Here is a 14,828-nt window from a genome sequence, read left to right on the forward strand (position 1 = left end):
TGCTGATACGGCGAATTACAAACTCTTACTTCGCTGCTTTCTTCTTGCCTTTCTTTGCGGGTTTCGCTGGGGCTTCCGGAGCCGGAGCTGCAGCTTCTGGAGCCGGTGCTTCGGCCTTCACTTCGGCAGCAGGTGCGGCTGGAGCGACTTCAGCGGGAGCTTCGGTCTTCACTTCAGCAGGTGCTGCAGGAGCAACTTCGGCAGGAGCGTTGAACGTTGCCGGGAGTGCCGGAACAGCCGGTGCAGCTTGTTCTGCTGCATTTTCGCGAGTAGCCTTCTGCATGGCGGATTCTTCAACAACCTGGTCTTGCTTAGCCGTGATGAGGCCAAGAGCAAAAACCACGATGAAGAAAATCACGGCGACGACACGGGTCAACTTCTGGATGAAAGTCGCTGCGCCGGCGGTAGAAAATGCAGATTGCGAAGTCATGCCACCAAGTCCAGCAAGACCTCCCATCTTGTCATTCTGAACGAGAACGAGGAGAGAGAGGAAAATGCAAAGGAACACGTGGAGGACGATCAATACCCAAAAGAGAGTTGTCATAGTCGTTTTTTACCTTGAGTTTAAAGTTTTGTCGGAAATTACTTAGCTTCTGCAGCGTCGATGATTTCCTTGAAGGTGTTGGCCTTGAGACCTGCACCGCCGATAAGGCCACCGTCGATGTCCTTCTGAGCGAGGAGGCCAGCTGCGTTGGCGCCCTTCATGGAGCCACCGTACTGGATGCGCATGCCTTCAGCAACAGCTTCACCGTAGATTTCCTTAACAACGGAACGGACATAAGCCTGTGTTTCTTCAGCCTGTTCGTCGGTAGCGGTAACGCCAGTGCCGATTGCCCAAACCGGTTCGTAAGCGAGAACGCACTTTGCGGCGTCTTCAGCAGAAACGTCCTTGAATGCACCCTTGACTTGAAGGCCGAGAACTTCCTTGAGGATGCCGCCGTTGCGCTGGTCGAGAGTTTCGCCAATGCAGATGATCGGCTTGAGGCCAGCTTCGAGAGTCTTCTTGACCTTGAGGTTCACGGTTTCTTCCGTTTCGTGGAAGTACTGACGCTGTTCGGAGTGACCGATGATCACGTATTCAGCACCGATTTCCTTCACCATGTCGATGGAAACCTTACCCGTGTATGCGCCCTGGTCCTTCCAGTGGATGTCCTGGATAGCGAGCTTCACGTTCGTGCCCTTAACAACGTCTGCAACCTTAGCTGCAGCGAGGTAGGTCGGAGCGATCACGACTTCGGTCTTCTTCACATCCTTAACAGCTTCCACGATATCCTTAGCGAGCTGAACGGATTCGCTAACGGTCTTGTTCATCTTCCAGTTACCAGCAATGATATACTGACGCATAATTAACTCCTTGAGAGGTTTAAAATTTAACGGGCGTAAATGTAGAAAATCCTATTATGAATGTCACCCTAGATTACACTTGTCACCCCAAAAACTTTCCCTACCTAATACCTAACCCCTAATACAAAAAATCCCCTCGGCATTAAACCAAGGGGTGCAGTGCATTTTAGGTTATAGGTTGTAGGCTATAGGGGGTAGAGTTAAGTGATTAGTGGTCAGGATTTATAATCGCGGCGAAACCGCCCTGCCTACTAACCACTGCTTACTGTTTACTACCTATTACCTAAACCCTAACACCTAATAAACTAGTGGTCGTAGTTGCTCGAACGGCTAGAGGTCGGCGGAGGAGATCCACCATAGCGGTCGCCTTCCATCTTGTCGAGGACGAGTTCCGCTTCGTAACCCTTCAAACGAGCCTGTTCCGGAGCTTTCCAGAACAAGCGTGTGATGAGCTTTCCTTCGAGTGTGTAGTATTCCCAAATTTTGCCGTCAGCAAGTTCCTTGTCTGGTGGTCCCCACAAGAGGTTCACCATGTCGGTGGTCATGCCTTCTTCGACGTAGCCCTGCTTGAAGGTGTTCTGCAGGTGTTTGTCGATGCCCATGCTTTCCTTCGAAACGAAGTATTCGCGTTCGTATTCGTTCTGTCCCACGCCGCGTTCAATCAGCACGGGCGACGAATACTTGTTGTTCGCGCATCCAAAAAGCATGAGGGCACCGAAGGAAATTATGCACAGATGTGAAAATTTCATTGGATCTCCTTGTATTTGATGACCACAAAATAAGTATTTATTGTGCAAGTAGCTAAATAATTTTTAGATTTTACATTGAAATGAAGAAGATTAACGCTTTGTTTAAAATTATTTTACTTAATGTCGCCTTTTTAGCCACCATGTCGCTTGGGGCGATGGGGTTTGATCAGTCCAGCCTTGTCGGATTCCGCTACGGACCGAACCTCTCTTGGGGAGGAATGGTCAATTCGCCAATTGTTTGGGGACAGTGGGTTCCGCAATTGAGTGCCGGAATGCGCTATACATGGCTTGAACCTTTGCAACCGTTAAATTACGGCGAACCGCTTGGTATAGCTTCGTCATATCTCAAAATGGATGGATCCATTGAAATCACTCCGTTTTATGGAGGCTTTAGTGCAGGGCTTGGACTTCGTCCGTTCAAGGTGAACCCGCAGATCGAGTTCAATTTTGTCTATGAAAGCTTCTTCTATTTCAAGTCCAATCTTGAAATGGTCAATGCTGATGTCAGCGGCGGCGGTCATATCGCTGAAACATGGAATTCTGATTACATTTTGGACCACGTTGGAAAATCGGAATTTGACTATGCCCAGCTGTTCGACATGGGGCTTGATCTCAGTTATAGTTTGCCGCATGGAGGCCTTATTGGCATTGGGGCTCATTATATCCTTTCGGATATCAGTACGGATTTCGATGGCAAAAGCTATGATTACGAACGTAATATGCCTGTGTTCAGCCGAGACTATATCGTCCAAATCCAAAGTTTTGGGCGACTGCCGGTGTCGAGTCTCGTATCCGTCATTTACGAGGGATTGTTCCTGAAAACGGGACTTCTACGTAGTGGCGGTAGCGTGAAAAAAGAATCCTTGAGTTACCGTATGATGCTTGTCGGAGCTCACTTCTCTTGGATGGATGGTCTTCGCAATTTTATCGTCAAAGCCGGTATGTGGAATCGTGACAAGAAGCGCTTTTATAATGGCTCATTCGCCCAGCAGCTTCTTGTTCAGCTTGAGTATAAGGGGTATTTTTCGTTCCCCTTCCATGGCAATTTTCCCAAATAACTTAGGGACTGGGAATAATATTTTAGACTTTATCGACTTGAGCAACGGGTCCGTTTTCAGTGCTTGGGCCGGGTAAGCGGATCTAATCCAGATGTTTCCGCCGTAATTGCTGCTGGCGACGTTCACTAGAGTCGGAAGTTCCTCGTTGGCGTAAGATTTCCAGTTTGAAAGTGCGAAATAGCGTGATCTTGATGCTCCGTGCATGACCGCTTTGCCTGGTTTGGGGAGAGAATCAATGACGAGACTCCACCACATCATGGAGTTCGAAGTAGCAAAGACATTGGGGGAGGTGCTCCTTGTCGAGTCGGGGCATTTGAAGTAGCCGTTGGCGAGGAGTTCTAGGTCGTCAAGTCTAAGCGGCGTTTTTCCGATAGTCTCTTTGAGGTGGTGCAGTCCGAGCTGCCGTTTGATTTTTGAATCTCCGATTTCCATGTAGCGGTAGCTGCCGGATGTGATGAACGCGAACGAGTGACCGTCATAAAGGTTTACAAAGAATGTATCTAACGTTTCGTTGTGGTGTCTCCATTCGACAGACACGCTAGCCCTGTTCTTTTCTTCGTTGACGAAACGTCCTTCGATGTTAACGACGATTGACGAGTTCGTCAAAAGATGCGGACAGTTTTTGGGCATGCTGTTATCGGCCATCGAAAACGAGGCGAAAAAACATATAACAATAGCTGTTAATTTTATGCTTTTAATCATACCTATGAAGATAGATAAATTTACACGAATTGGGTCTATCCCAAAAGTTAAAGTTATGTAAATTATGAAGTATCAACGACTTACAACTCTGTGAAATGTTGATAACTTACAATTTAAAATAAAAGAAAACCCCGGCTCTCCCTAAATGGCTAAAAAGGAAAGGCCGAGGTTTATTGTTTTTTCAGGAAGAAAAATTTTAGTAGATATTGGCGGTAGGATGTCGGACGTAGGCGGTAGGAAGTAGACTGTAGGATGTTGGAAGTGTCATCCTCGAAGCGGAGCGGAGGGGATCCAGTGAAGGTATGGAGTCGCCCGCTAAGCGATGAACTGGTTGGTGAGGTTTGCTTCGACAAGCTCAGCACAGGCTTAAGGTCACTGAGCCCGCCGAAGTGCTCCAACTTTATGCTGAATCATGGGGTATGAGGTGTTCAGTAGGTTGTTACTGTGTATCATCCTGACTCTCCGGCTGCCACTTCGGTTGTCGCCCCGGCCTATCAGGTCCCTGAGCCTGCCGAAGGGCCGGGGGCGGTATGTACGTTTAAGCCTAAGCTTCGTCCGGCATGACTTCGCTTTCGCCGTCTTCACCGATATCGACAGAGTCGTTTTCGCCCAGCTTGAAGAGTTCCACGTCCTTCATGCTTTCGCGAATCTTCTGTTCGATTTCGTTGCAGAGTTCAGCGTTGTCCTTCAAGAACAAACGGGTGTTTTCGCGACCCTGGCCAATGCGTTCGTTGTTGTAGCTGAACCAGGAACCGCTCTTCTGGATGATATCCAGTTCGCAAGCGAGGTCGAGGATGGATGCTTCGCGAGAAACGCCCACGCCGTAGAGAATGTCGAATTCGCACTGCGTGAACGGAGCCGCGACCTTGTTCTTCACAATCTTTACGCGAGTGCGGTTGCCGATAACTTCTTCACCGTTCTTGATGGCCGCGATACGGCGGATGTCGATACGCTGCGAGGCGTAGAACTTCAAGGCATTACCGCCGGTAGTCGTTTCCGGGTTCCCGAACATCACGCCAATCTTCATGCGCAACTGGTTGATGAAAATCATGCAAGTGTTTGACTTCGAGAGAATGCCGGTGAGCTTGCGGAGGGCCTGCGACATGAGGCGAGCCTGGAGGCCCACGTGGTTGTCGCCCATTTCGCCGTTGATTTCGGCCTGCGGGACAAGTGCTGCCACAGAATCGACGACAATGATGTCGATTGCGCCAGAACGCACTAGCGTTTCGGCAATGTCCAACGCCTGTTCGCCGGTGTCCGGCTGCGAGACGAGGAGCGATTCGATATCGACTCCGAGCTTGCGGGCATAGACAGCGTCGAATGCGTGTTCTGCGTCGATGAACGCCGCCACGCCGCCGAGCTTCTGGGCTTCGGCAATCGCATGCAAGGCAAGCGTTGTCTTACCGGAAGATTCCGGTCCGTAAATTTCGATAATGCGTCCGCGGGGGAATCCGCCTACGCCAAGTGCCATGTCCAGCTGGATGCACCCGGTCGGGATGACCGGGATGTCTTCGACCGGCTGTTGACCGAGGGCCATGATGGAACCTTTACCATAATTCTTTTCGATTTGTGCAATTGCAGCTTCGACTGCTTTTGCCTTGTCGGCGGAAAGGTTGCTTGTGGGGGTTGTTGTTTTTTTGGCCATTGTTGACTCCGTTTTTTATCTTTTTTTTTGTTAATATACTAATTAGTGAACTTTTGTGCAAGTGCTTTTTTGGTTATTCAACAAAAAAAGAAGCTTGCCCATTATCTTTAACACGCTTTTTTCACGGATTTGTCCACGGTTTCCTGTAAAAATTTCGTAAAAAGCTTCATTTTGCAAACTGTTGGCGACACACATCCATACTGTACCGACCGGTTTGCCCGGTTCCGCACCGGTTGGGCCGGCTATTCCCGAAGTCGCGACCGCCCATTCGCAGTTGAATATTTTGCGGGCGCCTTCGGCCATGGCTTTGACAGTTTGCTCGCTCACGGCTCCGTACTTTTCGAGAATATCGCTATCTACTCCCAACAAGTCGTGCTTGACTTCGTTCTGGTAAGCGACGATTCCTCCCTTCAAAATTGCAGAAGAACCCGCTTCGTTGACGATGCTCGATGCGATAAGCCCGCCTGTGCAGGATTCCGCCGTCGCCATCATCTCGCCGCGTTTGATCAGTTCTTCCTTGATTTTCAAGGCAAGTTCGTGAATTTCGTGTTCGATATTGGTTGTTTCGTTCATCATTACACCCATAAGTTAGAAACGTTAAATGTCAAAAACAGACATTTTTGTAAAAACTTGAAAATTTTTTACCCCGCACGCTCGTCATCGGAGCTGTCATCCCGGACTCTGTTCCGGGATCGGCTTTTGGCGAGGAAAAAGTAGATAACTTTTAAATCTTTGTTATTTAAAGTAACCCTCTTTTTCTATATTCGCCCTCAATGATAGCGAAAATCCTCATAACGGCTCTATTGATGCTTTGTGCGTCTCTTTTTGCGGTGACTCCTGTACCGGCATCGGCTGTTGTGGATAGTCTGAAGAAGGTGGCTCCTTCTCGTGATTCAGTCGCGACGGATTCGGTTCTGGCAAGATTTCGCGAATCGTCCATTGGCAACGCTGTTGCGAATTCCACGCGTGCTGTTGAGGCCGTTGAATCAGACGACGATGAAAATGATGCTATTATCATTGAACATGAAGAAGAACCCATGACTCCGCTTGTTCGAGGCAAGACGGGCATTGTGGCTATAGATACGCTCCCCGTGAACGAATGGGACATCCCGACGGAGCGTAATTCTCTAAAATACGCTATGCTTTTCAGCTTGCTTCCTGGCGGTGGCCAATATTATACAGAGCATTATGTCCGTGGCGGATTCTTGACGGGCATCGAAGGCTTGCTCATTTACGACATCTTTTTCAACCGTTCTTTCCAGCGGGATAGGCTTCTAGAACGCGCCGGTTCTTTCCAAGATTCCGTCCGCTATTTTTCAACGCGGCAGCTTGAAGGCCCTCGCGACAGTATTGCCGCTTATCATTCGAAACGCCTTGAATTCCTTGAACGCGTTCGTGCTCAAAGCGACAAGAAAATGGAACAAGAAGATGTCCGCAAGGCCGAAATGGCATGGCTTATCGGCATTCACCTTTACGGAATGTTCGATACGTTTGGCATCTGGTACAATAATAATTGTCGAAGCACCGAATACCGCGATATGAAAACGGCTGTTCTTTGGGCTATTTTGCCGGGCGGCGGACAGATTTTCAATCGCGATTTTGGCAAGGCGGGCCTTGTCTATATGGGCTTGCTTGGGGCTATCGTGAGCGTTTCCACCTCGCAAAATATGGTCAATTATTACCTCGATCGTAAACACTTGGTCGAAAAAGAAAGCCCCGGTTCCGAGGAATACGAACGTATTACAGAACGTGTCACGTATTATAGAAAGAACCGTAATACGTATATTTGGGGTGGAGTGTTAATTTACTTGTACTCTATTGCCGATGCCGCCGTTGATGCTCTCCTGAGCGATTTCGACAGCCCTCTGCACATGGCGCTTCTCCCGAACTTTGCCGGCGGTGCCCAAGCCGTCATGACTCTTGATTTTTGAGCATTGAGGTCTGCATTGTCATCCTCGAAGCTGTCTTCCTGGAGGCACTGAGTGCCGATAGGATTCATTATTTCTTGCGCTCCCATAGCCCATAACCCATAGTTATCTCGTCTAAATGCCCATCTTCAGCGTAGGCATTGGGATTCCGTCGTGAATCTTCGTGAATGTTCCACGGTAATGACCTTCATTGTCTCGATTAAACTCAAATTTCGTCACCATGGAGTAACTGGACTGCCCTTCGACAAAAACCTCGTCTGGCAGTCCACAACGGGAATGCTGCAAGGCGGCGATAACGCCAGCATGTGTGATACACAAGAACTCTCCGTCGTCCGGCAGCGAATCCAAGAATTTTCCGGCTCGCTCGTCGATGTCGTAAAAATTTTCGCCTTCAGGGAATCGGAATCCGCGGAGGTCGCTAATCCAAGCGTGCATTTCTGAACGGGGGACGGCGGTCAGCTTTTGACCTTCCCACGTGCCAAAGTTCAGTTCTATAATTGCTGGCTCTTTTTCGATGGTAAGTCCGGTCGCCACAGATGCTTTTTCTGCAAGCTTCAGACAGCGTAAAAGCGGACTTGAGAATAGCCGTGTCGGTTTGGCTCCGGTCGCCAAGAAAGCCTTGATTGCCCCTTCGGCTTCATCTTCGAATGTGGGGGAAACGTCAAAATCCAGTCTTCCGTAGCAAACGTCGTTAGGGTTGTAGGGCTTGGTATGTCGAATTGTCCAAAGAATCATTTTTAGTAAACAGTGGTTAGTGGTTAGTAAGCAGTATGTGGTCAGGCGTTGGCTATGGTTGAATGTTAGTTTATGGTCATTAGTTATTAGTCATTAGTCGTTAGTCTTTGTGACGGCTCGGACTTGCGATACTCTGCTTGTACTGAATTCAATAAAAGTGAGCCTTTCTGAAGTGTTCCAATGACATTCCTTAAACAAAAAACGCCCTTGCCGGGCGTAATATAAAAAATCCTAGGCTACCTGAGCACATAAAGATCCGCAAGTCCGTTGCTGCTTTCGCCCTGGCGAGTTGCCCGCAAATAATCATTGCGCAGGGCCTAGGACCCGAAAATATAGAATCAAAACGAAATATTTTCAAGGGGTGTCCTTCGGCGATGTGAAACAAATTACCCTATATAATACAAAGTCATAATACAATATTCTTAAAATTGGGGGAAATGGTCCCATTTTCCTTATTTTCTTCGTAACGAATGTTTTACAGTTAAAAAAAAATTACTATATTCAATAGTAGGTGTTTAGGGTTGCAGATTTTTTTTGTTGGGGTCTGTTATGAAAAAGGATGATTTTACATTTCGAACCGTAATAGGTTCGGTTATGCTGGCATTTGGATTTGTGGTGCCGGCTTCGGCTCAAAGCGATGCTCCTGATGTTGAACGCGTCGTTGTCGATTTGAATCCGCTTCATTTTGAAGTGGGCGGGGTCGCTGTGACGGATTCGGCTAAAAACCAAAACCTCTGGACTGAGCTTATGAAGTATAAGCTCTGGGGAACGGATCAGGTTATTTTTAATAAGCATGGCTTCAGAATTTCAGAAACGAGCGGCTTTACTGGTACTGCTCAAGGTGACGTGATTTTCAACGATTACGGTCATACTCTTGGCGGCCCGATTGTTTCGGGTCGAGATCTCGTTTTTGCAAAGGGCGATGCGAAAAAGGATTCCTTGATTGGTGGCTCGATTTATGCAAGGAACCTTTATTTATCAGATTGGTATAAGGTCGAAGATTCCCGATATGATGGAAATATCTGCTTTGAAGGCACGATTAATTTTGGCATGCCGAATAGAAACTCCCAATTTAGCGATTATGTTTGGACGCTGAATCGCTTTATTGAAAACGCCCACAAAGAAAACGATTCAAAACTAAAAAAGGGTATGGTCTATGCCGATTGGAATGCGGATTTTTCGGATCCGAAAGCTGTGAATCTGGATGGTCCCTATAGTCGATGCCCGGAAGATGTTCCTAAACCCGAAAAGAACCTTAGCGTTCCGCTGTTAGATGAAACTGGCATTACATGGGAACCTGCTGTAGATTTGAACTCGAGCTACTACGGCGAAGTCCAGTATATTCATGTTCCGCCTGTTACCGTAGAGGATGTCAAAAACGAGCACACTTGGTTTGACAAGTTTGTTGACAATATCCATTTCGAAGGTAATTACGGAAAGAAACTCTACATCTTGATGCCTTCAAGATCTCAGAACGCCGATGGTAAGACGGGGCGTTTGACGCGTATTTTTACAAAAAAAGGTGTTAATATCAGTGGTTCGGCAAATGACACGAAGATTCAAGTGGCTTACGTCGATAACACTGCAAAGTGGAATGGTAGCTCTTGGGAAAAAGCGGATGGCAGCGCCATTGATGTATCCGCAATAACTGTTGTGCCGGATTCCAATTATGCCGGTAATCTCTTGTTCTATACGAATGCCGATATTTACTGGTCTGCGATGAATGCCAACAAGGAATCCGATTACCAAGGTACGTATATTACGACGGGTGATTTTACAATCAATGACCATATCAGTGTTGCCGGGCAGCTGATTGCTGGTGGCACGCTTTGGTTCGAATCGGAATTTAGCGGAGAATTCCACTATGTCCCGTTCAACTCGCCCGAAATCAATACAGATGTGTTTGCCAAAGGTTTGTTCAAGGAAAGCGACGAATGGCATCCGATGGATTTCTATTTGACGGATACGGCGCACACCGATGTGTCCTTTGACTATTGCTTTGCGTTCTTCGGTTCCGATATCGATACGACGGGCGGCAAGTATGACGGTTACCGCCAAAACGAAAAGGGAACGTTTGCAGAAGAAAAAGATTTGGACTTGTCGGATAAAACGCATCCTATGCCGTTGTGCTCGAAAAACGAGACTGCTCACATTACCATTAAAAAGGGAGATCGCAAGCCTTCTGTTCCTTCGTATATCAAGGTGAAGTTGGACGAAGACCGTGAAGGCGATGAATTCATGGTGTTCAAGATAACGAATTTGAACGGAGCCATTCTTTCGGGTAACAAGTTTGATGGTGGCCTTGTTGTCCAGCTTGTAGATGTCAACAACAATCCTCCCGTATTTGTGGATTTGGACAAGGTGAAACTCAGTGTTCCTGAAAATAAGACGAAGGCTGTTGTGGGTCAAATCAAGGCGGACGACTCGGAAGGCGATGAATTCATTTATTCCATTGAAGGCGGTGATTCGGATTTGTTCGAAATTAATCCAAGTACTGGTGTTGTTTCGATGAAAGCTGGAGTCAAGGCTTTTGATTACGAAGAATGGAAAGTGACGGGAAAAACATATTCTATCGTTGTTGAAGCATGTGAAGTTAGCACGTACATGTTGCTTTGCTCCGATGATTACACGTTCAAAATCTCCATCACCGATGTCAACGAAATGCCGTACTTTACTTATTCGGAAGTCAGCGAACAAGTTGTCAAAATTGCCGAAAATGAAATTTTCTCGGAAGATTCTGTAAAGTTTGCGGATACGGACAAGTTTAATACGGATGGCTTGCTGACGGATAACGAAGTTGTCGCCATTGGCGGAGATACAGCTGTTTTCGATGTGTCCAAGGCAGGCGTTGTCTATGCGAAAAAAGGCGTTGTGTTGGATTATGAAACGAAGAATACATACACGCTTACGTTGAGAGTCCGGGATGCAGATACTCTTAAGTATCCTGATCTTTACGATGATATGGAATTTACGGTTATTGTGACGGATGTGAAGGATGGTCCTGTATTTGACGCCAAGGTCTATAATGGTTCCATTGTCGAAAATTCTGTCGCACCTGCCGAAGTCGATATGGATAGTCCGATTTATGCGACGACAACGCAGATTGGGGCAACGATTACTTACATCTTGCTCGATGAAACAAAGTCGTTCGTGATTAATCCGAATACGGGTGCAATTTCTGTGGCCGCAGGTGCCGTTCTGGATTACGAAACGAAGAGTGTCTATACCATGAAAGTCGTGGCGTCTGATGTGTCTGGTATCGCAAATCAAATTGTACAGACCGATACCGCAGACGTTGTTATCAATCTTATTGATGTGAATGAAAATCCCATTTTTGTAGATCCGGCGAACCCGCTCAAGTTCCCCGAAAACCAGAAGGGTTGGGAAATCGGAACGCTTACGTACGACGATCTTGATACGGCTGCTAAGTTCCGCAATAACAAGTTTGAACTTGTTGAAGAAGTCGATGGCTTTGACTTGGACGAAGATGGTGTTCTTACGACGACCCGCAAGTTTGACTACGAAACGGAACCGACAACGTATAACTTGACGGTCCGCATTTTCGATGCCTCCGGCAACCCAGATCTTGCTGTAACGGGTGTTGTTACTGTTGAACTTTTGAATACCAATGAACCTCCGTATTTGAAGGATTTGGTCCTTACTGTTCCTGAAAGCGATACGGTCGGCTCTGTGTTTAAACAGCCTCTTGATGTCACGGATCTCGATGATCCTAACAATACTGGTACGTATAAATTCTTTATCTTGGATGGCGATAAGGAAGTGGGCGCGACTAGCGAATTTAAGTTGGATTCCGTTACGGGTAAGTTCACGGTGGCTACTTCGCTGGATTTCGAAAAGACGGAATCTTATTCTATCCGCGTTCGCGTTAAGGATTCTGAAGGCTGTGAAAACTTCGGCTGCTCCGATACGACGGTTACTATCAAAGTCATTGATGTGAACGAAACTCCGTCCATTATTGTAGATACAATTTATGTGTATGAAGATCAGGGACTTAATGATCCGTTCAGCTCCGTCAAGACGGATGATGACGATCCTGATTTCAAAAACGATAATTTCCGCAATAACGTTTATGAAAATACGGATAGCGATATCTTTAAGGTCCTGCCGGACGGTGATGTTGTTATCTTGAAGCCGATTGATTACGAATCGGATTCCCTCTATACGATTACGGTTCGCGTGACGGACAAGGACAATAGTGAACTTACATCGACCAAGAAAGTTGTTGTTAAAGTACACGATGTCTATGAAAAGTCCGAAGTCGAAATTACTCGTGTCGAGACCGATAAAGATGTCTATCTCAATACAAACGATACCATTTTTGTGAATCAGGAAGTCGTGGGTGTCGAATGGAAAGAAGATGACAAAACCAAGGCTAGCCGTGATTCGCTTAAACCTGGCTGCAACGAAGTGATCAAGACGTATCACGACAAGTCGAAGAACGATCCGGGTGCTGATACCGTCGTGATTTGCTATAGTACTGCAACTCCGGTTGTTACTGTATCGACCAAGAGTAAATCTGTGACTGCCGAAGATATTTATACGGTCGTTGAAAAGACATCTGAGAGCGATAGCGCTGTTTATGTGAACAATGTAAAGAATGATATTCAGGTGACCGTCAAGGACACTGCAGCGAACGTTTCCAATTCGTTTACCGTCAATGTGAAACTGGATACGGTTTCAGTGCCGTCGGATGAATTCAAAGATGTCACGAAAATTGCCGAGACGGGTATTTCTCGCAAGAAGAACCCTGCATCTGGAATAACTTCTGTTCCTGAAAACGGAGATTTCGTCAAGAACTCTTATTCGGAATCCGTCAACGGTGTGAATGTGACCGTTTCTTACTACACCGACAAGAAGGGGAAGGATGTCAAGCGTTCTGTGATTACATCTTCGGGTGAAAAGAAGAATATTGCTGTTATCGAGGTCTCTTATACCACGAAGATTGACGGCAAAGATGTTACGATTTCATACTTCGCAGATGCTTCTACCGGTGAACGCGTTTCTCTCGATACGGGCTTGAGCGATAGCGAGTCTGTGCTTTCTGCCGAGGGCGATGCCGTTGTTGGTTCGTATAAAGTATCGTACAGTTATGTTGATGAAGATGACAATACTGTCGAAATCTCGTACTATCTCGATGAAAAGGGCAAGATTGCGAAGAACAGCGAAGGGAATATTGGTTACAACGTAAGCTATACCTATGTGAACAAGTATGGCAACTCTTCGAAGAAAGAATTGCTTATCGTGCTTGACCAGAAGGGCCCGGTCGTAAAAATTGAAACACCGTCAGAAGACGATGTGCTTACGGCTAACTTTGTCGAAGTCTTGTGGACTGTCAATGGAATCGAACAAGATACGCTTAAAGTTCAAGGCTTGGAAAATGGTGTGAATACGATTGTGCGTGAGTTCCGCGACAAGGCTGGCAACAAATCCCGCGATTCTGTCCATGTCATGGTCAAGAAGGTGAAGAACATTGACATTGACGTGGAAAAGCCGGTTACGCTAGTTAATCGCGACTCTGTCGAAAAATTCTACAAGTCCAAGGCGCCTAAAAAGGATCAGACTTTCGGCGTGACGTTCTATAACTACAAAAAACGTTCTGAATCCGAAGCTGTTGTCGGTATCAAGGACAAGGCTCAGGAAGGCTCCGGTAGCGAACCGTATCCGGGACTTGATGGACATCTCGGACCGACACTCGCGGTTGACGCTCGCGTACCTGTCGCGAATGCTCTTGGCGGACTGGCTACGCTGGATGACATTATGAGCACCGGCGGTATGATCGCACTGGATGGTGTGGATGCCGCTAATAGTAGGAAGGTCTCGGTCAGCGAATACGTGGAACAGTATTGCACGGACGAGTTCAAGCAGTCCATGACTTCGGATTACAGCAAGATGAACCTTTACTGGACGACGCTCAAAGTGAAGGTCTGGGTTTATACGAACACGGGCGTGTTTACGGATTACTTCAGCTTTGATTACGACTTGAACAATCCGGAATACGTGAACGATGCGGGACTCCTGAAATTCTTCGTTGAATTGAAACCCGACGAAAATGGTGATGTTAGAAATTCTTTAGGCCGTCTCTATGGCACCGGCGCTTACTTCTTCAAGACTGAAGTCAAGATGAGCTCCAAGCTCCGCTGTGACCTCCCGACGTCGCCCGAAGAAGAAAACAAGGATAACAAGAAGAAGAATGCTGTTATCAAGTCAAGCGATGAGCTCTTGAAGGCGTTCGGTTACCGTCGCCCCGTGGATAAATAAAGCATTACCTGTTGATAAGTTGTAAAAGGTGGAACGTCGTTCCACCTTTTTTTCATCCTTGACATGTCATCCTGGAGGCGTCAGCCGATAGGATCCATGCAGTGCTAGCGGTAAACAACCGATCTTGGCACAGGGTTCGATGACAGTGTGAGTGCAGCTTTGTCACCCCGGACTCCGTTCCGGGGTCTGCTTACGCAATTCTTATATAATACGTATGAAACGCTTTTAGCAAGATTGCGTATGAAAACATACTTTTTTGTACTCTTTTACTACACTTTCTAAAAAAAAGCTTTTTGAATTTTAAGGTCTCGTTACTATATTTATAGATAGAATATTTGGATGTTTGGGAAAAATACTATGGCAAATTGGATGCATACGATTTGTCGTG

At 46.8% G+C, this 14,828-nt stretch carries 10 protein-coding genes and 1 other RNA gene; 3 read left to right on the plus strand and 8 right to left on the minus strand.

Annotated features, from left to right (window positions below; all coding sequences use genetic code 11):
• Positions 1–25: 25 nt before the first annotated feature.
• From secG to IKG78_RS05375, 3 genes are all read right to left on the minus strand, one after another.
• Positions 26–544 (minus strand): preprotein translocase subunit SecG, encoded by a 519-nt coding sequence (gene secG / locus IKG78_RS05365; RefSeq protein WP_290940473.1) that lies wholly within the window; start codon positions 542–544, stop codon positions 26–28.
• A 38-nt stretch (positions 545–582) separates the two neighbouring features.
• Positions 583–1,344 (minus strand): triose-phosphate isomerase, encoded by a 762-nt coding sequence (tpiA, locus tag IKG78_RS05370; protein WP_072827325.1) that lies wholly within the window; start codon positions 1,342–1,344, stop codon positions 583–585.
• 305 nt (positions 1,345–1,649) lie between these two features.
• The gene (locus IKG78_RS05375; RefSeq protein ID WP_290940512.1) at positions 1,650–2,093 is read right to left on the minus strand and encodes a hypothetical protein; all 444 of its coding nucleotides are present in this window, start codon (positions 2,091–2,093) and stop codon (positions 1,650–1,652) included.
• Between the two features lie 80 nt (positions 2,094–2,173).
• Here IKG78_RS05375 and IKG78_RS05380 point away from each other — a divergent pair, with 80 nt between their 5' ends.
• Positions 2,174–3,151, plus strand: coding sequence for a hypothetical protein (locus tag IKG78_RS05380; RefSeq protein WP_290940514.1), 978 nt, complete (start codon positions 2,174–2,176; stop codon positions 3,149–3,151).
• Here the strand turns inward: IKG78_RS05380 and IKG78_RS05385 are convergent.
• The 3 genes from IKG78_RS05385 to IKG78_RS05395 form a co-directional block, all read right to left on the minus strand.
• Complete coding sequence (locus tag IKG78_RS05385) at positions 3,071–3,781, minus strand: hypothetical protein (RefSeq protein ID WP_290940517.1); 711 nt, start codon at positions 3,779–3,781, stop codon at positions 3,071–3,073. The two genes, IKG78_RS05380 and IKG78_RS05385, sit on opposite strands and share 81 nt — an antisense overlap.
• 616 nt (positions 3,782–4,397) lie before the next feature.
• A complete protein-coding gene (gene recA / locus IKG78_RS05390; protein ID WP_290940520.1) occupies positions 4,398–5,498 on the minus strand; it encodes a recombinase RecA in 1,101 nt (366 codons plus the stop codon).
• A 42-nt stretch (positions 5,499–5,540) separates the two neighbouring features.
• The gene (locus IKG78_RS05395) at positions 5,541–6,074 is read right to left on the minus strand and encodes a CinA family protein (protein ID WP_290940523.1); all 534 of its coding nucleotides are present in this window, start codon (positions 6,072–6,074) and stop codon (positions 5,541–5,543) included.
• Positions 6,075–6,271: 197 nt separating this feature from the next.
• Here IKG78_RS05395 and IKG78_RS05400 point away from each other — a divergent pair, with 197 nt between their 5' ends.
• Positions 6,272–7,429 carry a DUF5683 domain-containing protein gene (locus IKG78_RS05400; RefSeq protein ID WP_290940526.1) on the plus strand — a complete coding sequence of 386 codons (1,158 nt, stop codon included), beginning with the start codon at positions 6,272–6,274 and terminating at the stop codon, positions 7,427–7,429.
• A gap of 111 nt (positions 7,430–7,540) precedes the next feature.
• Here the strand turns inward: IKG78_RS05400 and IKG78_RS05405 are convergent, their stop codons facing one another.
• Both IKG78_RS05405 and ffs read right to left on the minus strand, forming a co-directional pair.
• A complete protein-coding gene (locus IKG78_RS05405; RefSeq protein WP_290940529.1) occupies positions 7,541–8,161 on the minus strand; it encodes a histidine phosphatase family protein in 621 nt (206 codons plus the stop codon).
• Between the two features lie 226 nt (positions 8,162–8,387).
• Positions 8,388–8,484: signal recognition particle sRNA small type (gene ffs / locus IKG78_RS05410), an RNA gene on the minus strand.
• Between the two features lie 271 nt (positions 8,485–8,755).
• Between ffs and IKG78_RS05415 the strand changes: the two genes are divergently transcribed.
• Positions 8,756–14,440 carry a cadherin repeat domain-containing protein gene (locus IKG78_RS05415; protein ID WP_290940532.1) on the plus strand — a complete coding sequence of 1,895 codons (5,685 nt, stop codon included), beginning with the start codon at positions 8,756–8,758 and terminating at the stop codon, positions 14,438–14,440.
• Positions 14,441–14,828 lie beyond the last annotated feature (388 nt).

The organism is Fibrobacter sp. (assembly GCF_017545445.1).
Taxonomy (GTDB): domain Bacteria; phylum Fibrobacterota; class Fibrobacteria; order Fibrobacterales; family Fibrobacteraceae; genus Fibrobacter.

Coding starts and splice junctions, on each gene's coding strand:
- secG (WP_290940473.1), bottom strand. CDS start 544: ATGACAACTCTCTTTTGGGTATTGATCGTCCTCCACGTGTTCCTTTGC.
- tpiA (WP_072827325.1), bottom strand. CDS start 1,344: ATGCGTCAGTATATCATTGCTGGTAACTGGAAGATGAACAAGACCGTT.
- IKG78_RS05375 (WP_290940512.1), bottom strand. CDS start 2,093: ATGAAATTTTCACATCTGTGCATAATTTCCTTCGGTGCCCTCATGCTT.
- IKG78_RS05380 (WP_290940514.1), top strand. CDS start 2,174: ATGAAGAAGATTAACGCTTTGTTTAAAATTATTTTACTTAATGTCGCC.
- IKG78_RS05385 (WP_290940517.1), bottom strand. CDS start 3,781: ATGCCCAAAAACTGTCCGCATCTTTTGACGAACTCGTCAATCGTCGTT.
- recA (WP_290940520.1), bottom strand. CDS start 5,498: ATGGCCAAAAAAACAACAACCCCCACAAGCAACCTTTCCGCCGACAAG.
- IKG78_RS05395 (WP_290940523.1), bottom strand. CDS start 6,074: ATGATGAACGAAACAACCAATATCGAACACGAAATTCACGAACTTGCC.
- IKG78_RS05400 (WP_290940526.1), top strand. CDS start 6,272: ATGATAGCGAAAATCCTCATAACGGCTCTATTGATGCTTTGTGCGTCT.
- IKG78_RS05405 (WP_290940529.1), bottom strand. CDS start 8,161: ATGATTCTTTGGACAATTCGACATACCAAGCCCTACAACCCTAACGAC.
- IKG78_RS05415 (WP_290940532.1), top strand. CDS start 8,756: ATGCTGGCATTTGGATTTGTGGTGCCGGCTTCGGCTCAAAGCGATGCT.